General features: G+C 59.0%; 17 protein-coding genes, 1 other RNA gene and 1 pseudogene. 9 read left to right on the forward strand and 10 right to left on the reverse strand.

Annotated features, from left to right (window positions below; genetic code table 11):
* The first annotated feature begins 7 nt into the window (after positions 1–7).
* Together pheT and ihfA are read left to right on the forward strand one after the other, a co-directional pair.
* The gene (pheT, locus tag ACLH1U_RS01820) at positions 8–2395 is read left to right on the forward strand and encodes a phenylalanine--tRNA ligase subunit beta (RefSeq protein ID WP_060592527.1); all 2388 of its coding nucleotides are present in this window, start codon (positions 8–10) and stop codon (positions 2393–2395) included.
* A gap of 4 nt (positions 2396–2399) precedes the next feature.
* Positions 2400–2699, forward strand: a complete 300-nt coding sequence (ihfA, locus tag ACLH1U_RS01825) for an integration host factor subunit alpha (protein WP_002909098.1) — start codon at positions 2400–2402, stop codon at positions 2697–2699.
* A 52-nt stretch (positions 2700–2751) separates the two neighbouring features.
* Here ihfA and ACLH1U_RS01830 read toward each other — a convergent pair whose 3' ends face one another.
* Genes ACLH1U_RS01830 through ACLH1U_RS01840 form a run of 3 tightly spaced genes read right to left on the reverse strand, consistent with a single transcriptional unit; the run spans position 2752 to position 5319 of the window.
* Positions 2752–3105, reverse strand: a complete 354-nt coding sequence (locus ACLH1U_RS01830) for a RidA family protein (RefSeq protein WP_074423155.1) — start codon at positions 3103–3105, stop codon at positions 2752–2754.
* Positions 3102–4367, reverse strand: coding sequence for a D-amino acid dehydrogenase (locus tag ACLH1U_RS01835; RefSeq protein ID WP_323808180.1), 1266 nt, complete (start codon positions 4365–4367; stop codon positions 3102–3104). Before ACLH1U_RS01835 ends, ACLH1U_RS01830 begins: the two co-directional genes overlap by 4 nt.
* A gap of 37 nt (positions 4368–4404) precedes the next feature.
* Positions 4405–5319, reverse strand: a complete 915-nt coding sequence (locus ACLH1U_RS01840; RefSeq protein WP_023290110.1) for a LysR family transcriptional regulator — start codon at positions 5317–5319, stop codon at positions 4405–4407.
* Between the two features lie 276 nt (positions 5320–5595).
* On the opposite strand from ACLH1U_RS01840, the gene ACLH1U_RS01845 reads away from it, so the two are divergent.
* Together ACLH1U_RS01845 and btuC are read left to right on the forward strand one after the other, a co-directional pair.
* Entirely contained in the window at positions 5596–7029 is a 1434-nt protein-coding gene (locus ACLH1U_RS01845) for a gluconate:proton symporter (RefSeq protein WP_411299003.1), read from the forward strand.
* Between the two features lie 121 nt (positions 7030–7150).
* Positions 7151–8128, forward strand: coding sequence for a vitamin B12 ABC transporter permease BtuC (btuC, locus tag ACLH1U_RS01850; RefSeq protein ID WP_032453264.1), 978 nt, complete (start codon positions 7151–7153; stop codon positions 8126–8128).
* Positions 8129–8173: 45 nt separating this feature from the next.
* Here the strand turns inward: btuC and ACLH1U_RS01855 are convergent, their stop codons facing one another.
* Positions 8174–8974, reverse strand: a complete 801-nt coding sequence (locus ACLH1U_RS01855; protein WP_004203125.1) for a MetQ/NlpA family ABC transporter substrate-binding protein — start codon at positions 8972–8974, stop codon at positions 8174–8176.
* A gap of 236 nt (positions 8975–9210) precedes the next feature.
* Here ACLH1U_RS01855 and ACLH1U_RS01860 point away from each other — a divergent pair, with 236 nt between their 5' ends.
* The 4 genes from ACLH1U_RS01860 to selO all read left to right on the forward strand — a co-directional run bounded on the left by ACLH1U_RS01860 (position 9211) and on the right by selO (position 12614).
* The gene (locus ACLH1U_RS01860; RefSeq protein ID WP_072419983.1) at positions 9211–9762 is read left to right on the forward strand and encodes a glutathione peroxidase; all 552 of its coding nucleotides are present in this window, start codon (positions 9211–9213) and stop codon (positions 9760–9762) included.
* Positions 9762–10511, forward strand: coding sequence for a vitamin B12 ABC transporter ATP-binding protein BtuD (btuD, locus tag ACLH1U_RS01865; RefSeq protein ID WP_032453263.1), 750 nt, complete (start codon positions 9762–9764; stop codon positions 10509–10511). Before ACLH1U_RS01860 ends, btuD begins: the two co-directional genes overlap by 1 nt.
* 81 nt (positions 10512–10592) lie before the next feature.
* Positions 10593–11057 (forward strand): NlpC/P60 family protein, encoded by a 465-nt coding sequence (locus tag ACLH1U_RS01870; protein WP_002909082.1) that lies wholly within the window; start codon positions 10593–10595, stop codon positions 11055–11057.
* A gap of 114 nt (positions 11058–11171) precedes the next feature.
* Positions 11172–12614: a protein adenylyltransferase SelO gene (gene selO, locus ACLH1U_RS01875; protein ID WP_411299004.1), complete on the forward strand. Its 1443-nt coding sequence runs from the start codon at positions 11172–11174 to the stop codon at positions 12612–12614.
* A gap of 29 nt (positions 12615–12643) precedes the next feature.
* Here selO and hemP read toward each other — a convergent pair whose 3' ends face one another.
* The 4 genes and pseudogenes from hemP to ACLH1U_RS01895 all read right to left on the reverse strand — a co-directional run.
* Complete coding sequence (hemP, locus tag ACLH1U_RS01880) at positions 12644–12823, reverse strand: hemin uptake protein HemP (protein WP_023290103.1); 180 nt, start codon at positions 12821–12823, stop codon at positions 12644–12646.
* Between the two features lie 155 nt (positions 12824–12978).
* Entirely contained in the window at positions 12979–14025 is a 1047-nt protein-coding gene (gene aroH / locus ACLH1U_RS01885; RefSeq protein ID WP_032453261.1) for a 3-deoxy-7-phosphoheptulonate synthase AroH, read from the reverse strand.
* Positions 14026–14179: 154 nt separating this feature from the next.
* The gene (locus tag ACLH1U_RS01890) at positions 14180–15013 is read right to left on the reverse strand and encodes a pyruvate, water dikinase regulatory protein (protein WP_002909061.1); all 834 of its coding nucleotides are present in this window, start codon (positions 15011–15013) and stop codon (positions 14180–14182) included.
* A gap of 147 nt (positions 15014–15160) precedes the next feature.
* A pseudogene (locus ACLH1U_RS01895) lies at positions 15161–15277 on the reverse strand (hypothetical protein); the annotation flags it as partial.
* Positions 15278–15352: 75 nt separating this feature from the next.
* Between ACLH1U_RS01895 and ppsA the strand changes: the two are divergent.
* The gene (gene ppsA, locus ACLH1U_RS01900; protein WP_004203115.1) at positions 15353–17731 is read left to right on the forward strand and encodes a phosphoenolpyruvate synthase; all 2379 of its coding nucleotides are present in this window, start codon (positions 15353–15355) and stop codon (positions 17729–17731) included.
* An 86-nt stretch (positions 17732–17817) separates the two neighbouring features.
* On the opposite strand, the gene rprA is transcribed toward ppsA, so the two are convergent.
* Together rprA and ydiK are read right to left on the reverse strand one after the other, a co-directional pair.
* Positions 17818–17925: antisense sRNA RprA (gene rprA, locus ACLH1U_RS01905), an RNA gene on the reverse strand.
* Between the two features lie 189 nt (positions 17926–18114).
* Complete coding sequence (ydiK, locus tag ACLH1U_RS01910) at positions 18115–19227, reverse strand: AI-2E family transporter YdiK (protein WP_023290101.1); 1113 nt, start codon at positions 19225–19227, stop codon at positions 18115–18117.
* Positions 19228–19234 lie beyond the last annotated feature (7 nt).

Here is a 19234-nt window from a genome sequence, read left to right on the forward strand (position 1 = left end):
CAGAACAATGAAATTCAGTGAACTGTGGTTACGCGAGTGGGTTAACCCGGCGATCGACAGCGAAGCGCTTTCCGATCAGATCACCATGGCGGGCCTCGAAGTGGACGGCGTTGAGCCGGTTGCCGGCAGCTTCAACGGCGTCGTTGTCGGTGAAGTAGTGGAGTGCGGTCAGCACCCGAACGCCGACAAACTGCGCGTCACCAAAGTCAACGTCGGCGGCGAACGCCTGCTGGACATCGTCTGCGGCGCGCCAAACTGCCGTCAGGGGCTGAAAGTCGCCGTGGCGACCATCGGCGCGGTGCTGCCGGGCGATTTTAAAATCAAGGCCGCGAAACTGCGCGGCGAGCCGTCAGAGGGGATGCTGTGCTCCTTCTCCGAGCTGGGCATTTCCGATGATCATAGCGGAATTATCGAGCTGCCGGCGGATGCGCCGATCGGTACCGATATTCGCGAATATCTGAAGCTTGACGATAACACCATCGAAATCAGCGTCACCCCGAACCGTGCCGACTGCCTGGGCATCATCGGCGTCGCGCGCGATGTGGCCGTGCTGAACAAGGCGCCGCTGAACGCGCCGGAAATCACCCCGGTAGCCGCCACCATTGACGATGTGCTGCCGATTCAGGTTGACGCCCCGCAGGCGTGCCCGCGCTATCTGGGCCGCGTGGTGAAAGGCATCAACGTCAAAGCGCCGACGCCGCTGTGGATGAAAGAGAAACTGCGCCGCTGCGGGATCCGCTCCATCGACGCGGTGGTTGACGTGACCAACTATGTGCTGCTTGAGCTGGGCCAGCCGATGCACGCCTTTGACCGCGACCGTATCGAAGGCGGGATCGTGGTGCGCATGGCGAAAGAGGGCGAAACCCTGGTCCTGCTCGATGGCTCCGAAGCGAAGCTCGACAGCGATACCCTGGTCATTGCTGACCACAACAAAGCGCTGGCAATGGGCGGGATCTTCGGCGGGGAACACTCCGGCGTTAACGACGAAACCCAGAACGTACTGCTGGAGTGTGCCTTCTTCAGCCCGCTGTCCATTACCGGCCGCGCGCGCCGTCACGGCCTGCACACCGATGCCTCTCATCGCTATGAGCGCGGCGTCGATCCGGCCCTGCAGTATAAAGCGCTGGAGCGCGCCACGCGTCTGCTGATCGACCTCTGCGGCGGCGAAGCCGGCCCGGTGATTGACGTGACCAACGAAGCGACCCTGCCACAACGCGCCACCATCACTCTGCGTCGTAGCAAACTGGATCGCCTGATTGGCCACCATATCGACGACGCGCAGGTCACTGACATTCTTCAGCGCCTCGGCTGCGAAGTGACGGTGGGCGAGGGCGAATGGCAGGCGGTGGCCCCGAGCTGGCGTTTCGACATGGAGATCGAAGAGGATCTGGTCGAGGAAGTGGCTCGCGTTTATGGCTACAACAACATTCCTGATGAGCCGGTGCAGGCGGGTCTGATCATGGGTACCCACCGTGAAGCCGACCTGTCGCTGAAGCGCGTGAAAACGCTGCTGAATGACAAAGGCTATCAGGAAGTGATCACCTACAGCTTCGTCGACCCGAAAGTCCAGCAGCTGATCCACGCCGGTGAAGAGGCGCTGATCCTGCCAAGCCCGATCTCCAGCGAAATGTCGGCCATGCGCCTGTCGCTGTGGACTGGCCTGCTGGGGACCGTGGTCTACAACCAGAACCGTCAGCAGAGCCGGGTTCGCATCTTTGAGAGCGGTCTGCGCTTTGTGCCGGACACCAATGCGCCGCTGGGCATTCGTCAGGATGTGATGCTGGCCGGGGCGATCTGCGGCAACCGCTACGAAGAGCACTGGACACTGGCGAAAGAGACGGTCGATTTCTATGATCTGAAAGGCGATCTGGAAGCCGTTCTGGATTTAACCGGAAAATTAGCGGATATTGAATTCCGTGCTGAAGCGACCACCGCGCTGCATCCGGGGCAATCCGCAGCGATTTATCTTAAAGGTGAACGCATTGGTTTCATTGGGGTTGTTCATCCTGAGCTGGAACGTAAACTGGATCTGAACGGTCGCACTCTGGTGTTTGAACTGGAGTGGAACAAGCTCGCAGACCGCGTGGTGCCTCAGGCGCGCGACATTTCCCGCTTCCCGGCGAACCGTCGCGACATCGCGGTGCTGGTCGCGGAAAACGTGGCTGCCGCCGATGTTTTAGCCGAATGTAAGAAAGTTGGCGTAAATCAGGTAGTTGGCGTAAACTTATTTGACGTGTACCGTGGTAAAGGTGTGGCGGAAGGGTATAAGAGCCTTGCGATTAGCCTGATCCTGCAGGATACCAGCCGTACACTCGAAGAAGAGGAGATTGCCGCTACCGTTGCCAGATGTGTAGAGGCATTAAAAGAGCGATTCCAGGCATCATTGAGGGATTGAACCTATGGCGCTTACAAAAGCTGAAATGTCAGAATATCTGTTTGATAAGCTTGGGCTTAGCAAGCGGGATGCCAAAGAACTGGTCGAGTTGTTTTTCGAAGAGATCCGTCGTGCTCTGGAAAACGGAGAACAGGTCAAACTCTCCGGGTTCGGCAACTTCGATTTGCGGGATAAAAACCAACGCCCGGGACGTAACCCGAAGACGGGGGAGGATATTCCCATTACAGCCCGGCGCGTGGTGACCTTCAGACCCGGTCAGAAGCTGAAAAGCCGTGTCGAAAACGCGTCGCCTAAAGACAAATAATCTGAACTAATTAAAAAGGCCGCATTGCGGCCTTTTTCTTTTCTGTCGAATCTTACGCTTTAACGGCGGTGAGCATGATCTCCACCAGGATGTCTGGTCGCGCCATCTCCGCCTGCACGGCCGCGCGCGCCGGGCTATGGCCTTCCGGCATCCACTCCACCCACGCCTCATTGAACGCGGCAAAGTCACGCTTGATATTTTTCAGCCAGATCTGCGCGGAGAGAATGTGCCGCTTATCGCTCCCGGCCGCCGCCAGCAGGGCGTCGATTTTCTCCAGCACTTCGCGGGTCTGCAAGGCGATGTCCTCCTCGTTGCTTTTCGGCGTCTGTCCGGAGAGGAACAGCAGATTGCCATACGCAACGCTGGCGGAAAGACGAGGTTGAGGATGATTGCGAATGACTGTCATGCGGTTTGTTTCCATGTGAGACCTTCTAAAGAAATGTCTGGCATCTGATTGTCGATTAACGCGCCCAGCACCACCGCGCTGCCGGCGGCGAGGGTAAAACCGAGGCTGCCCTGGCCGAGATTCATCCACAGGTTGGGGTAGCCGGCGCGTCCCAGTAGCGGTGGCCCGGCTGGCGTTGAGGGGCGCATGCCGGTCCAGGCTTCGGCCTGGTCCAACCCCTCGAGTTCGGGAAAGCTGCGGGAGACGATTTTTTTCAGCGCCTGAATGCGGCTCTCGCGCAGTTTGTCGCCGTCGTAGCCGATGTCCACCATCGCCGCGATGCGCAGCTGCTGGCCCAGGCGGGCATAAACGATTTTGTGCCCGTAATCGGTGACGCTGATGTCCGGCGCAATGCCCGCCTGCTGCGGATAGGGAAGGGTCAGGCTGTACCCCTTCAGGGCGCAGAGCGGCACGCGAACGCCCATGTGCCCCAGCAGCGGACCGCTGCCGTTGCCGGCGGCGACGACGTACTCATCGCCGGTGATGGTCCCGCGGCTGGTCTCCAGGGCGCTGACGCGTCCGCCGCGCCTGGCGAGCCGCTGCACCTCACAGTGGGTCAGCAGGCTGAAGCGGCTGCTGGCGGTGAGCTTGTCGATCAGCGCAAGGCAAAACTGATGGCAATCCGCCGTTTCATCCCCCGGCGAATAAATTCCGCCCTGCAGCGAAGGGCTGATATGTTTTAGCGCCGGTTCCAGCTGCAGGCAGGCTTCAGCATTCAGCGCCTGCTGATACTGAGGATCTATCCCTTTTGCCGCTTTAGTAAAATCATATTCCCGGCGATGGATAATTAATTTTCCGCTGCGCCGCCAGTGAAAATCGGCAAGATTATCCTCTTCCCGCCACGACTGCATGACCTGCCGGCTGAGCAGCGACAGACGCAATATATGAGCGCCGTTTATTTTATTGGTCTGGCTATTACAGGCGCGCAGGAACTGCAGCAGCCAGCGCCACTGCTGTAAAGAGATATTGAGACGCATATTGAGCGGCGAATCGGCTTTGCCCATCCATTTTATCCCCTGCAGGGGAACGCCGCTGTCGGCAAGGGGGGCGACGTAGCGGTAACTTAATTGTCCGCCGTTGGCAAAACTGGTGGCGCTGGCCGGTTCGCCGTTGCGCTCCAGTAATTGCACCTGATGGCCGCGCTTGATCAGTTCCCAGGCCGTGGCCAGACCGACCACGCCGCCGCCGATAATGACAATGCGTTTGTTCATAACCCGATATATCCACCGCTGTTCAATTTATCGGGTTATGTCAAAGCATTTACCCTGGCGGCGCAATTGACTTTTTATGGTCAGGGTATAACCGCAGGTTAATCTCCTTGAGCTGCTGGCGCAGGCGCTGGCAGAGAAAATCGACGAATTTTTGCGCCATCGGGCTCAGGGAAACGTCGGCCCGACGCAGCAGGCAGAGGTTAATGGCCATCGGCGGCGTAATGGGATGGATCATCTCGGGAGCCAGGTTGTGCTGGGCGGAAAAGATATCGGTAATGCTGCAGCCCATGCCGCGCTTCACGAACTCGGTGGCCATGTAGTAGGTCTGGACATTCAGCCGGGTAGTGGAAAAGTCGCGACGGGTGGCGATGGCGGCGGAAAGCGAGTGCGGCCCCGGCGAGATCCAGCGCTGCTGGTCGATCTGGCTGATATCCACCGCTCCCTGACGATAATGACGGTCGATATAGACCAGCGGCACTTCGGCAATCAGGGTGGTAAGGATCTCTCCCTGCTGCACCGGCTGCAGCGTCAGCGCTAAGTCTATCTCGCGTAAATCCAGTTTTCTGACCAGCGTCTCGGTGTGCTCGGTGGTGAGCGTCATCACCAGGTTGCTGTTTTGCTGATAAAAATCGGTCACCAGCTCCGGCACCAGGCTTAACCCCAGGCTCGGCAGACAGCCTAAGGTGATTTTGGCGCGCGGATCGCGGGCCAGGTTATCGGCCAGCAGGCGCAGGTTATCAAGGTCCTGATAAATAGTCTGCGCTTTTTCGAAAAGTGTGATCGCCTCGCTGGTCGGCAGCAGCTTGCCGCGCACCCGCTGAAACAGGGTAAAGCCCAGCTTCAGTTCGGCGCTTTTTAACGCTTTGCTGGCCGCTGGCTGGGAGATATTGAGCGATTCCGCCGCCCGTGACAGAGAGCCGCAGGTCATGACGGCATAGAAGATTTCCAGATGACGCAGTTTCATGAACAGTTAACTCAGGGTTATAGCCTACCGATAAAAAGTCATTTTCTACTAACACTAAGTTAACATAAATTTAATCACCAATCAGCGCATTGGTTACATATTGTGCTGCTGGCCCCGCCTGATGGCGGAATAAAACGCTCTCAGAATCGTTTCCTTTGTACCCCAACAGACCCTCAGGCCGCGGCCAATAATGAAAAAGAGGGAGGATATTTTCTGAGCAGGCCCCCATACACCACCTGACCATCATGGTCGGATTGATTGGCATTAAGGAGTGTTATGAGTGACTCAACGCTCGCAGGCAATACGCCTGTCAGACGAAATATCACGCGAAAAAACGTTATTACCGGTCTGTTATTGCTGCTGTTCGTGTTGATTGCGCTGTGGTGCCACGGTCGACCGGGCAGCGAGCTTGGCCTGCTGGGATTTACGCCGCTGGTGGCGTTAGCGATATTATCGCTGATCGGCGTCGATATAGTGCTGGCGGTCATCTCCTCGATTATTATCGCCATGATCATGACCTCGACCGGTCTGCCGGAAATGGGCGCGATGCTGGCGAAGTCCACCGGGTCATTTATTGCCACCGTCGGGCTTATCATTATGCTCGGCGCCGGCGTGGGGGAAGTGGCCACCCGCACCGGCGCGGCGGTTGAACTGGTGAAATTCGTGGTCCACCGTATTGGGCTGTCGAGCCAGACGCGGGTCAAGTTCGGCATTGTGGTGTCATCGATTTTAATTTGCGGTTCGCTGGGCACCATGGCCGGCGGCAATGCGATTATTGTCGCAGTGATTATCCCCGTAGCGGCGGCGGTACGCTTAACGCCGCCGACGGTAGCCGCGCTGATGATGACCGCCGGTTCCGTTGGACTCTTTACCGGGCCCTTCACCCCCAGCACCGTGACGATCCTCAGCCTCGGCGGTCTGAGCTATCCGGATTATCTGCTGTTTGTCGGCCTGCCGATGAGCGCCGTCACTCTGTTAGCCGGCTGGATCATGGCCGGACGGATCCAGAAGATGACCGAAGGCAAACTGCGCTATGAGGTCGATCTCTCGGAAAAGCCGCAAGAGGACCTTAGCGCCGCGCAGCAGCGCCGGCGTAAATTAAGCGCGCTGGCTTTCGCCGCGACCATCATCGTGATGGCGGTGGTTGGGGTGGTGATTAAAGCCGGCTTCAGCTTTGCGATTATCGTCATGCTGCTGGTGGCACTGATGACCGGGCTGGTGGGCGGCCTGCGGCCGACGCAGATCCTGCAGGCGCTGTATCACGGCTGCGGTCGTCTGGTGTGGATGTTTATTCTCTACTGGCTGTATAACCCGATCCTTGAGCTGATGGATGGCCTGCACGCCTATCAGGGGCTGCTGGAGTATACTCAGCCGCTGCTGGAGGGGATCTCCCCGGCCTGGCTGTGCTTTAGCATCTTCGCGTTCAATATTATCGGCCATGTGCCCGGCGCGGCGGTAGCCCAGATGACCTTTACGCATAAAATCTTTGGCCCGATGCTGATGGCCGCCGGCGTGCCGCCGCAGGGGACCACCGCGGTGCTGCTGGCTTCGTCTCAGGTGGACTGGTTCGGGCCGTTCCCCTCATCGGACATGTTCGGCCAGATGGGGTTGGCGCAGTCTACTCATCTGAAGTATATGCTCTATAACGGCTGGGCAATCGTGGTGGCGAACATCATTCTCTTCGCGCTGCTGTTTCAGATTCTGGTGTAAAGCGGGATGGTCGACGGGGGGGAGTGTCCTCCGCGTCGACGTTTGGTCGTGAGGTTTTCCTTTTCTCACCGCGACACCCACCGTAAAATCAGCCTCTTGTTCCCACTGCGTAATGGAATCTATGCTGACTCTCGCCCATCTTCAACAGCGCCGCAGCCGGCGTTGGCTCCTTGGTTTAACGCTGTTGCTGCTGGTCACCCTGCTGATCAGCCTGTGCGCGGGGGATCAATGGATCCCGCCCGGCGAGTGGCTCAGCGCCAAAGGTCAGCTGTTTATCTGGCAGATCCGCCTGCCGCGGACCCTGGCGGTGCTGCTGGTGGGGGCGGCGCTGGCGCTCTCCGGGGCGATAATGCAGGCGCTGTTTGAAAATCCGCTGGCGGAACCGGGTCTGCTGGGCGTCTCCAACGGCGCGGGCGTCGGGCTGATTGCCGCCGTCCTGCTGGGTAAAGGCCTGTTACCGGGCTGGGCGCTCGGGCTGTGCGCGATCCTGGGCGCGCTGCTGATCACCTTTATTCTGCTGCGTTTTGCCCGCCGCCATCTTTCCACCAGCCGCCTGCTGCTGGCGGGGGTGGCGCTGGGGATCATCTGCAGCGCCCTGATGACCTGGGCGGTCTACTTCTCCACCTCTTTTGATCTGCGTCAGCTGATGTACTGGATGATGGGCGGGTTTGGCGGCGTCGACTGGCAGCAGCTGTGGCTGATGATAGCCCTCCTGCCAGCGCTCTGCTGGGTCTGTCTGCAGTCGCAACCCCTGAATTTACTGGCGCTGGGCGAAGTCTCCGCCCGTCAGCTCGGGCTGCCGCTGTGGCTGTGGCGTAAGCTGCTGGTGATGGCGACCGGCTGGATGGTCGGCGTGAGCGTGGCGCTGGCGGGGGCGATTGGCTTTATCGGCCTGGTAATTCCGCACATTCTGCGGCTATGCGGCTTGAGCGATCACCGGGTCTTGCTCCCGGCCTGCATGCTGGCAGGGGCAAGCGCCTTGCTGGGGGCGGATATTATCGCCCGGCTGGCGCTTTCCGCCGCTGAGCTGCCGATTGGCGTGGTGACGGCGACGCTGGGCGCGCCGGTCTTTATCTGGTTGCTGCTGCGCTCGCGGTGACGGGGATAGCGCGACGCCGTCTGCAGGGACGGCGCCGGCTCGGGCTTACCAGCCTTTGATCGCGTCACCTTTGTAGACTTCCTTCGCTTTTTCCGCGACCTCACTGGTCTGGAAGGCGGCTTTCAGTTCCTGAATTTTCTTGCTGTCCTTGTTATCCTCGCGGGCGACAATCGCATTCACGTAAGGGGAATCTGGTCCCTCCATGAACAGGCCGTCGCGGGCGGCCGACAGGCCCGCCTGGGCGGAGAAGTTGGTGTTAATGATTGACAGGCTGACGTTCGGGTCATCCAGGGTGCGGGTCAGCTGCGGGGTATCCACCTCCACAATCTTCAGCTGTTTCGGGTTGTCGATGATATCCAGCGTGGTGGGTAAATAGCCGACGCCCGGTTTCAGCTTGAGCAGCCCCTGCGCCTGAAGCAGCAGCAGGCTGCGGCCCAGGGTGGTGGTTTCATTAGAGATGGTCACCGTCGCTCCCTCGGGGAGCTCGCTGATATTTTTGATGCGATGTGAATAGGCGGCGATAGGGAAGACAAAGGTTTTACCGACCACCGCGAATTTATAGCCGCGCTCTTTCGACTGCGCCTCAAGGTACGGCAGGGTCTGGAAGGCGTTGGCATCCACATCTTTGTTGTTCAGCGCTTCGTTAGGCAGCACATAATCATTGAAGGAGACCACTTCGACGTCGAGGTGATATTTATCCTTCGCCACTTGCTCCACCACTTTCCAGATGGCTTCGTCCGGCCCGGTATTGATAGCGACTTTCACTTTATTATCTTCATCCGGAGAGCAGGCGCTCAGCAGGGCGACAGAGGCGGCGATTAACGCCAGGCTAAACAACTTCTTCATCAACAAAACTCTCTTAAATTAACAAGTAACGAAACCATATTACATTCATGGAACACTGTACACGTAAATAGGTGCCTGCCCAATTGAGAGGATTTCATGTTGCCGACGGGCAGCGAAGCGCTGTTACATCATGCGACAACTCGCGGGGATTGGCAGTAGAATGGCGGGCGCTGAATCCGCTACAGTAGATAGGGATCACCTTCACCGGAAACCGGTTTATCCATTGAGGACAGGCTATGCAACATGACATTCTGAATACTGAAGTGACGACCATTGATGGCGAGAAGACCACCCTGGCATCCTTTGCCGGCAAGGTACTGCTGATCGTCAATGTGGCCTCCAAATGCGGCCTGACGCCGCAGTATGAGCAACTGGAGGACCTGCAAAAGCAGTTTGCCGGCGAGGGCTTCAGCGTGCTGGGCTTCCCCTGCAACCAGTTCCTCGGCCAGGAGCCTGGGAGTGAAGAAGAGATTAAGACCTTCTGTAGCACCACCTACGGCGTCACCTTCCCGCTGTTCAGCAAGATTGACGTCAACGGCGAGCATCGCGCACCGCTCTATCAAAAGCTGGTTGCCGCCGCGCCGAAGGCGGTGGCCCCGGAAGGTAGCGGTTTTTATGAGCGGATGGCCAGCAAGGGCCGCGCGCCGCTGTACGTGGACGACATTCTGTGGAATTTCGAAAAATTCCTCATCGATCGCCAGGGCAACGTCATTCAACGCTTCTCTCCGGATATGACGCCGGACGATCCGCAGCTGGTGGCGGCGATTAAAGGAGCGCTGGCGAAATAATGTCGTTTCTGATGCAGCTACAGGATGTAGAAGCGGCGGGGCGTCTGGCCCCGTTTTCTGCGGCCTTTCGCGCCGGGGAGATCGTCCACCTGGTGGGACCGAACGGCGCAGGGAAGAGCACGCTGCTGGCCCGCATGGCGGGGCTGTCCGACGGTCCCGGCACGATTCATTTTAACGGACGGTTGCTTGACGAGTGGCCGGCGACGGAGCTGGCGCGCCGCCGCGGATACCTGTGCCAACAGCAGACCCCGCCGTTCGCCATGCCGGTGTGGCACTATCTGGCGCTGCACAGGCAGCAGCAGGGCGACAGCGCCCGGGTGAACGATATCGCGGCCAGGCTTGGCCTTGACAATAAGCTGGGCCGTCAGGTCAATCAGCTGTCGGGCGGCGAGTGGCAGCGCGTGCGGCTGGCGGCAGTGATCCTGCAGATCGATCCCTTAAGCAATCCCGCGGGTCAGCTGCTGCTGTTGGATGAGCCGATGAACAGTCTGGATGTGGCCCAGCAGGCGGCGCTGGATCGGTTGTTACGCGAGCTGAGCGCGGCGGGAATCGCGGTGGTGATGAGCAGTCACGATCTCAACCACACTTTGCGCCATGCCGGACAGAGCTGGCTGCTCTGCCAGGGGGAAGCCATCGCCTGCGGGGAGACCGCCGAGGTGCTGAACGAGGAAAATTTAACCGCTGCCTATGCGATCCCGTTCCAGCGCGTGGAGGTGGCCGGTCATATTATGCTCATCGCGTCACAGTAGCACGCAGTTATCTTGTCACTATATTGATAAACAAGCTAAATTATTGCGATAAAGAGACTAGGGACAGAGGGATCATCTGAAATGCGCTTCTGGTTCATGTTGGCGGCGGCGTTAATTTTAGCCGGCTGCAGCAGCCATCGGGCACCGCCGCCGAATCCTCGGCTGGCTGACTCCATTACGGTGGTGGCGAATCTGAACGAGCAGCTGCGCAGCTGGCGCGGCGCACCGTATCGCTACGGCGGCATGACGCCGCGCGGCGTCGACTGCTCCGGCTTTGTGGTGCGCACGTTTCGCGATAAATTTGCCCTCCAGTTGCCGCGCGAAACCCGCGAGCAGGCGGAAATCGGCACCCGAATTGATAAGCGCGATCTGCTGCCCGGCGATCTGGTGTTCTTCAAAACCGGCTCAGGCGAAAGCGGCCTGCACGTCGGCATCTACGATACCGATAACCAGTTTATTCATGCCTCCACCAGTCAGGGCGTCACCCGTTCCTCGCTGGATAACGTCTACTGGAACAAAAAATTCTGGCAGGCGCGGCGTATCTGACGTCATTCAGCGGCCGGAGGGAAGCGAGCGCTTCCCTTTTTTTATGCCGATAACCCTGCACTCCGCCCGTGTTAATCCGCTGTTCCAGGCACTACACTGGAAAGAGGAGGAACCATGACCCTTTCTTTTACCACCCACTGGCGGGATGAACTGCCGGACTTTTACACTTCCCTGTCACCGACGCCGCTCGATAACGCCCGACTCATCTGGCGCAACGCTCCGCTGGCGCAACAGCTGGGCGTCCCTGACGCGCTGTTTGCGCCGGAAAGCGGGGCCGGCGTCTGGGGCGGCGAAGCGCTGCTCCCGGGCATGTCGCCGCTGGCGCAGGTCTACAGTGGCCATCAGTTTGGCGCCTGGGCCGGCCAGCTGGGCGACGGACGCGGGATCCTGCTCGGTGAGCAGCAGCTGGCGGATGGCCGCCGTTACGACTGGCATCTGAAAGGCGCCGGCCTGACCCCCTATTCACGGATGGGGGACGGCCGCGCCGTGCTGCGCTCGACGATCCGGGAAAGCCTGGCGTCGGAGGCGATGCACGCCCTGGGGATCCCGACGACGCGCGCCCTGGCGATGGTCACCAGCGATACCCCGGTCTACCGCGAGCGCGTGGAGCCTGGCGCGATGCTGATGCGGGTGGCCGAGAGCCATGTCCGCTTTGGTCATTTCGAACATTTTTACTATCGTCGCGAGCCGCAGAAGGTTCAGCAGCTGGCCGATTATGTCATTCGTCACCACTGGCCGCAGTTGCAGGATGAAGCGGACAAGTACCTGTTATGGTTCCGTGACGTTGTCACGCGTACCGCGCAGACCATCGCCAGCTGGCAAACCGTGGGCTTTGCCCATGGGGTGATGAATACCGACAACATGTCAATTCTCGGTTTGACCATCGACTACGGGCCGTATGGCTTCCTTGACGATTTTCAGCCGGACTCTATCTGCAACCACTCCGATTACCAGGGGCGCTACAGTTTTGAAAACCAGCCGGCGGTGGGGCTGTGGAATCTGCAGCGTCTGGCCCAGTCGCTGTCGCCGTTTATCAGCGCCGAAGCGCTGAACGCGGCGCTGGATGAGTATCAGCACGCCTTGCTGACCGCCTATGGCCAGCGGATGCGCGACAAACTTGGCCTGTTCACTCAGCAGAAAGGGGATAACGATCTGCTCGACGGTCTGTTTGCCCTGATGATCCGCGAGAGAAGCGACTATACCCGAACGTTCCGCCTGCTGAGCCACAGCGAACAGCTCAGCGCGGCCTCGCCGCTGCGCGACGAGTTTATCGACCGAACGACATTCGACAGCTGGTTCGCCGGATATCGCGCGCGGCTTCGTGATGAACAGGTGGAGGATGCCCAGCGCCAGCAGCGGATGCAGGGCGTCAACCCGGCGCTGGTGTTACGTAACTGGCTGGCGCAGCGGGCGATCGAGCAGGCTGAGGCTGGCGATATGGGGGAGCTGGAGCGTCTGCATGCCGCGCTGGCCGATCCCTTCACCGATCGCGAGGACGACTACGTCCGCCGGCCGCCGGACTGGGGTAAACGTCTGGAAGTCAGCTGCTCGAGCTAACTCGCCTCGCCCCGCGCGCTGCGGGGCGATTATTTGGTCAGGATCAACTTCCCGGCGTGGGTCTGGCGCAACAGATAGCGCTGGCCGCCATGCTCAATGACTACCCGTCCTTCGCTGCCTAACAGAACCCGACTGCTGATCTGTCTGTCCGTCGCCACGGGATAGGGGGCATTGTCTTTTGGTTTTTCAGCTGTGGCAGTGTTATCCATACGCGTCATAGCTCTCAAAATAAAAATCAAAGCAACAATGATAATCATTATCAATAATGTTGTTTTTGACGGCAAGCGTTATTTATCGCGTTACCGAATTTGGTAGGGGAATGGCAGAAGGGGATCGCCCACCGCAGGCGCGGCGGGCGGAGCGGTCACAGACGGGTGGCCGTGGCGGCCGCCAGTTCGCTCAATAAACGTTCGCTGTCTTCCCAGCTCAGGCAGGGATCGGTGATCGACTGGCCCCAGGCCAGCGGCTGGCCGGGAACCACTTTCTGGGTCCCTTCCTGCAGGAAGCTCTCCGCCATAATGCCGGCGATGGCGGTAGAGCCCGCGCGAATTTGCTGACAGATATCGGCGCACACCTCCAGCTGACGGCGATGCTGCTTCTGGCAGTTGCCATGGCTGAAGTCGACCACCAGCTGCTCCGGCAGGTTGAATTCACGCAGCGCCTCGCCGGCGGCGGCGATATCCTCGGCGTGATAGTTCGGCCGTTTGCCGCCGCGCATAATGATATGCCCGTACGGGTTGCCGCTGGTCTGGTAAATCGTCATCTGCCCCTGCTTGTCCGGAGAGAGGAACATATGGCTGGCGCGGGAGGCGCGGATGGCGTCTACGGCGATGCGCGTATTGCCGTCGGTACCGTTTTTAAACCCGACCGGGCAGGAGAGCGCCGAGGCCATTTCACGGTGGATCTGGCTTTCCGTGGTGCGCGCCCCGATGGCTCCCCAGCTGATGAGATCGGCGATAAACTGACCGGTCACCATATCGAGAAACTCGGTGGCCGTCGGCACCCCCAGCTCATTAACCTGCAGCAGCAGGCGCCGTGCCAGTTCAATACCGTGGTTGACCCGATAGCTGCCGTTGAGGTCCGGGTCGGAGATTAAGCCTTTCCAGCCCACCACGGTACGGGGTTTTTCAAAGTAGGTGCGCATCACGATCTCCAGCTGCGGCTGGTAGCGCTCGCGCATGGTCTGCAGGCGGCGGGCATACTCCATCGCCGCGTCGGTGTCGTGAATGGAGCAGGGGCCGATAATCACCAGCAGGCGGCGGTCTTCGCCGTTGAGGATTTTTTCAATGCGGCGACGGGAGGCCGAGACGTGGGCGGCCACGTCGGCGGTGACGGGATGGCGCTGGGCCAGCTCCGCGGGCGTTACCAGGCTTTCAATGCGCGCGGTACGCAATTCGTCTGTTTTATTCATTGGGGTCTCAAAAATCTGTTTCTTCGCCAGCGAAAATGCCGGGAAGTGATGCGCATCACGATAAACCAATCCCTGCTTATTGCAAGAGCAGGGCATGATCCTGTATAGGCCACGGGTGATAGCATAAACAAATTTTTAATAATGTACTAGTGTATTAGTACATCCTGCGATTCAGCCCCATGATGTCCATGATTTTTGTCGCTATTTCCTCAACGGAATAGTTGGTGCTGTTCAGGCAGGGAATTTTATTCTTACGATACAGCGCCTCCACTTCGGTCACTTCCATCCGACACTGGCGCAGCGAAGCGTAGCGGCTGTTCTCCCGGCGCTCCTCGCGGATCGCCGCCAGACGCTCCGGATTGATGGTCAGGCCGAACATCTTATGCTGCAGGGGTTTCAGCGACGCCGGCAGAACCAGATTGTCCATATCGTCGGCGATAAACGGATAGTTGGCGGCGCGAATGCCGTACTGCATAGCGAGGTACAGACTGGTGGGCGTCTTACCGCAGCGCGACACGCCGAGGAGGATCACCTGCGCCTGGTCAAGGTTGCGCAGCGAGATGCCATCGTCATGGGCGAGGGTGTAATCGATGGCGGCGATGCGCGCATCGTATTTGATCAGGTTCCCGGGGTTCAGGCCGTGGGTGCGGTGGGCCACTGGCGTCGGGTCGAGGTTGAGCTCCTGCTGCAGCGGGGCCACCAGCGCCTGAACGATATCCTGACAAAAGCCCTCGCTTTGCAGAATGATATCGCGGATCTCCGGAATAACGATGGAATAGAACACCAGCGGGCGGATGCCCGTTTGCTGATAAATGGCGTCGATCTGCTCTTTCACCGCCCGCGCGCGGCTGATATTTTCCACAAACGGCAGGGTCACGCTGCTGATGGCGACCGGGAATTGCGACATGACGGCATGCCCCAGCACCTCCGCCGTAATGGCGGTACCGTCAGAAATATAAAATACGTGGCGATCTACAGCACTTTCCATTTTGACCATCCGGTATAATGAGTTTAATTGCCTGAAAGCAGATATTAAATTTAAGCATATCCCTGTTTGATTTGTCTCTTCTTAAAATTGAAACACTATTTTTGTTTTTTATGAAAAGGGTGGTTCATTTTCTTTTTTTTGCCGTAATTTCCAGCGTTTTTTGTCATAATTCCTAAAAATCATTGAGTTATCTATATCGGGGGAACAGTCCGAAAAAAGAAAAAATAATTTGCTTGAACGATTCACCGTTTTTTTCAGCACCATAAATATGTCAGGATAATCTTGCAGTCGATCGTGAAATTTTTTTCACTGGTATTAAATCACAAAAGGATTGTCTCGATGTCCAACAATGGCTCGTCACCGCTGGTGCTTTGGTATAACCAACTCGGCATGAATGATGTAGACAGAGTTGGGGGCAAAAATGCCTCCCTTGGTGAAATGATTACGAATCTGTCCGGTATGGGTGTGTCCGTACCTAACGGGTTTGCCACCACCGCTGATGCTTTCAATCAGTTCCTGGACCAAAGCGGTGTTAACCAGCGCATTTATGCGCTGCTGGATGAAACCGACATTGACGACGTTTCCGCATTAGCGAAAGCGGGCGCGCAGATCCGACAGTGGATCATCGATACCCCCTTCCAGAGCGAACTGGAAAACGCGATTCGCGATGCTTATGACCTGCTGTCCGCCGATGACGCCGAGGCCTCATTCGCCGTGCGCTCTTCCGCCACCGCGGAAGATATGCCGGACGCCTCCTTCGCCGGGCAGCAAGAGACATTCCTCAACGTGCAGGGCTTTGACGCCGTGCTCGTTGCCGTGAAGCACGTGTTTGCTTCACTGTTTAACGATCGCGCGATCTCCTATCGCGTGCATCAGGGTTACGATCACCGCGGCGTGGCGCTCTCCGCCGGGGTGCAGAGGATGGTCCGCTCCGATCTGGCCTCCTCCGGCGTCATGTTCTCCATCGATACCGAATCCGGCTTTGACCAGGTGGTGTTTATCACCTCGGCGTGGGGGTTGGGCGAGATGGTGGTGCAGGGCGCGGTGAACCCGGACGAATTCTACGTCCACAAACCGACGCTGGCCGCTGGCCGCCCGGCGATCGTGCGCCGCACCATGGGGTCGAAAAAGATCCGCATGGTTTACGCGCCGACTCAGGAGCACGGCAAGCAGGTACGTATCGAAGATGTGCCGCAGGCGCAGCGCGATATCTTCTCGTTAACCAACGAGGAGGTGCAGGAGCTGGCGAAGCAGGCGGTGCAGATCGAGAAGCACTACGGCCGTCCGATGGATATCGAGTGGGCGAAAGATGGCCACACCGGTAAGCTGTTTATCGTCCAGGCGCGTCCGGAAACCGTGCGTTCCCGCGGCCAGGTGATGGAGCGTTATACCCTCCACGCTCAGGGGCAGATCATCGCCGAAGGGCGCGCCATCGGCCACCGCATTGGCGCCGGTCCGGTGAAGGTGATCCACGATATCAGCGAGATGAACCGCATTGAGCCAGGCGATGTGCTGGTTACCGATATGACCGACCCGGACTGGGAACCGATCATGAAGAAAGCCTCGGCGATCGTCACCAACCGCGGCGGACGTACCTGCCACGCGGCGATCATCGCTCGTGAGCTGGGTATTCCGGCGGTGGTCGGCTGCGGCGATGCCACCGATCGCATTCAGGAAAACCAGAACGTGACCGTCTCCTGCGCCGAAGGCGACACCGGCTATGTCTACGCCGAGCTGCTGGATTTCAGCGTCAAGAGCTCCAGCGTCGGCGACATGCCGGATCTGCCGCTGAAGGTGATGATGAACGTCGGCAACCCGGATCGCGCCTTCGACTTCGCCTGCCTGCCGAACGAAGGCGTGGGTCTGGCGCGGCTGGAATTTATCATCAACCGCATGATTGGCGTTCACCCGCGCGCGCTGCTGGAGTTTGACGACCAGGAGCCGGGCCTGCAGAACGAAATCCGCGAGCTGATGAAAGGCTACGATTCGCCGAGAGAGTTCTACGTTGGCCGCCTGACCGAAGGGATCGCCACCCTTGGCGCCGCGTTCTATCCGAAACGGGTGATTGTGCGCCTCTCTGACTTCAAGTCGAACGAATACGCCAACCTGGTGGGCGGCGAGCGCTATGAGCCGGAAGAAGAGAACCCAATGCTCGGCTTCCGCGGCGCCGGACGCTACGTTTCCGAAAGCTTCCGCGACTGCTTCGCGTTGGAATGTGAAGCGATGAAGCGCGTGCGTAACGACATGGGGCTGACCAACGTCGAAGTGATGGTGCCGTTCGTCCGTACCGTCGCCCAGGCGAAAGCGGTTGTCGAAGAGCTGGAGCGTCAGGGGCTGAAGCGCGGCGAGAACGGGCTGAAGATCATCATGATGTGCGAGATCCCGTCGAACGCGTTGCTGGCCGAGCAGTTTCTCGAGTACTTCGACGGCTTCTCCATCGGCTCGAACGACATGACCCAGCTGGCGCTCGGTCTGGACCGCGACTCCGGCGTGGTCTCTGAGCTGTTTGATGAACGCAACGACGCGGTGAAAGCGCTGCTGTCGATGGCGATCCGCGCGGCGAAGCAGCAGGGTAAATACGTCGGCATCTGCGGCCAGGGGCCGTCTGACCATGAAGATTTCGCCGCCTGGCTGATGGAGGAGGGGATTGATAGCCTGTCCCTCAACCCGGATACCGTGGTGCAAACCTGGTTAGGTCTGGCGGAACTGAATAAATAAGTTCGCCCTGACAGTACATATCCCCGGCAGCGATGCCGGGGATTTTTTTTGTTGGTGTCAGGCCGCCCGGCGTCGCGATGCGCAGGACAAAAAAAAGCCCATCGTGGGAGATGGGCAAAGACTACACACAGCAATTCGTTGTTTCACTCAGGGGATTTCCATGCTTATAAATCAAGGTGTTGATTTATAACCGTGAGCTAATAGTAGGCAGCGGGGCCTTTGCCGTCGATCAGATTCCTCTCAATAGTTAAATTGTTGTGAAGGACCGGGAGGGTAAAAGCGGGTGAGGGGCGTACAAGGCTGGCGTTTTGCCGCCGATCAATAAATTTTGCTTAACAATTGTCCAGGGGGGAGACAGGCGGGTCCCCCCGCCTGACAGGGCATTACTTGCGCCCGGCCTCCAGCTCGCTGAGCTCTTCGAGCACGACATCGGGGTCTTTCGGCGGCGGCGGCACTTCGTGCACCCAGGCGTCATACAGGCGCCAGGAGACGGCCAGCAGCACCGGACCGATAAACAGGCCGATCATGCCGAAGGCGATCAGGCCGCCAATGACGCCGGTAAGAATGAGGATCATCGGCAGGTCGGCGCCCATACGGATAAGCACCGGACGGATAACGTTGTCCATGGTGCCGACCACGCAGCTCCACACCAGCAGCACGGTGCCCCAGGTGGTGTCCCCGCTCCAGTAAAGCCAGATAATCGACGGCACCAGAACCAGCAAAGGCCCGAGCTGGACCAGACAGGTAAAGATCATCACCACGGTCAGCAGGGCGGCGTAGGGCACGCCGGAGATGGCAAGGCCGATCCCGCCCAGCACCGCCTGAGTGAGGGCCGTCACCACCACGCCCAGCGCCACGGCGCGCACGGCCTGGCCGGCCAGCAGCACGGCGGCGTCACCGCGTTTAGCCGCCAGGCGCGTGGCGAAATAGCGAAAACCGTAGGCTACCTGCTCGCCGCGCCAGTAAAGCAGCGCGCTGAACAACAGCATCAGGCCGCAGTAGACCAGCAGCTTGCCGATGTGCGCCGCCTGACCGACAAACCAGCTGGTGGTGGTGCCAATGTAGGGGCGAACCTTGGCCATAATCGCCGAGCCGCCCATATCCAGCAGGCCATGCCAGGCGGCGTAGAGCTTATCGCCGACCAGCGGCACGCTGTTGAGCCAGGCGAAATCCGGCAGCGTCACATTTCCGCTGCTGATGAGTTTGATCAGCGGAACGCTGTTATCCACCAGGCTGTTGACCAGCAGAGCGATAGGAATCACGAATAGCAAAAACAGCAGCAGGGTCATCGCCAGCACCGCCAGCATCCGTTTGCCGAACAGCACGCGCTGCAGACGCAGCAGCACCGGCCAGGTGGCGATCACCACGGTGCCGGCCCAGGCGAAGGACAGAATAAACGGCTGCACAACCCACAGGCAGGATATGATAATCAGGGCCAGGAACAGCACCGACAGCAGTATTTGCGGTATGTCCCGAGGCTGATGGGGGTTAATCATAGAGAAT

Source organism: Klebsiella sp. 1SOBk5mer, from assembly GCF_046603115.1.
Classification (GTDB): Bacteria; Pseudomonadota; Gammaproteobacteria; order Enterobacterales; family Enterobacteriaceae; genus Klebsiella; species Klebsiella quasipneumoniae.

Bases quoted from the DNA above. Each gene is read 5' to 3' on its own strand.
- ihfA (WP_002909098.1), top strand. From the start codon at position 2,400: ATGGCGCTTACAAAAGCTGAAATGTCAGAATATCTGTTTGATAAGCTT.
- ACLH1U_RS01830 (WP_074423155.1), bottom strand. From the start codon at position 3,105: ATGACAGTCATTCGCAATCATCCTCAACCTCGTCTTTCCGCCAGCGTT.
- ACLH1U_RS01840 (WP_023290110.1), bottom strand. From the start codon at position 5,319: ATGAAACTGCGTCATCTGGAAATCTTCTATGCCGTCATGACCTGCGGC.
- ACLH1U_RS01870 (WP_002909082.1), top strand. From the start codon at position 10,593: ATGCGCTTCTGGTTCATGTTGGCGGCGGCGTTAATTTTAGCCGGCTGC.
- selO (WP_411299004.1), top strand. From the start codon at position 11,172: ATGACCCTTTCTTTTACCACCCACTGGCGGGATGAACTGCCGGACTTT.
- aroH (WP_032453261.1), bottom strand. From the start codon at position 14,025: ATGAATAAAACAGACGAATTGCGTACCGCGCGCATTGAAAGCCTGGTA.
- pheT (WP_060592527.1), top strand. From the start codon at position 8: ATGAAATTCAGTGAACTGTGGTTACGCGAGTGGGTTAACCCGGCGATC.
- ACLH1U_RS01890 (WP_002909061.1), bottom strand. From the start codon at position 15,013: ATGGAAAGTGCTGTAGATCGCCACGTATTTTATATTTCTGACGGTACC.
- ydiK (WP_023290101.1), bottom strand. From the start codon at position 19,227: ATGATTAACCCCCATCAGCCTCGGGACATACCGCAAATACTGCTGTCG.
- btuD (WP_032453263.1), top strand. From the start codon at position 9,762: ATGTCGTTTCTGATGCAGCTACAGGATGTAGAAGCGGCGGGGCGTCTG.
- hemP (WP_023290103.1), bottom strand. From the start codon at position 12,823: ATGGATAACACTGCCACAGCTGAAAAACCAAAAGACAATGCCCCCTAT.
- btuC (WP_032453264.1), top strand. From the start codon at position 7,151: ATGCTGACTCTCGCCCATCTTCAACAGCGCCGCAGCCGGCGTTGGCTC.
- ACLH1U_RS01860 (WP_072419983.1), top strand. From the start codon at position 9,211: ATGCAACATGACATTCTGAATACTGAAGTGACGACCATTGATGGCGAG.
- ACLH1U_RS01855 (WP_004203125.1), bottom strand. From the start codon at position 8,974: ATGAAGAAGTTGTTTAGCCTGGCGTTAATCGCCGCCTCTGTCGCCCTG.
- ppsA (WP_004203115.1), top strand. From the start codon at position 15,353: ATGTCCAACAATGGCTCGTCACCGCTGGTGCTTTGGTATAACCAACTC.
- ACLH1U_RS01845 (WP_411299003.1), top strand. From the start codon at position 5,596: ATGAGTGACTCAACGCTCGCAGGCAATACGCCTGTCAGACGAAATATC.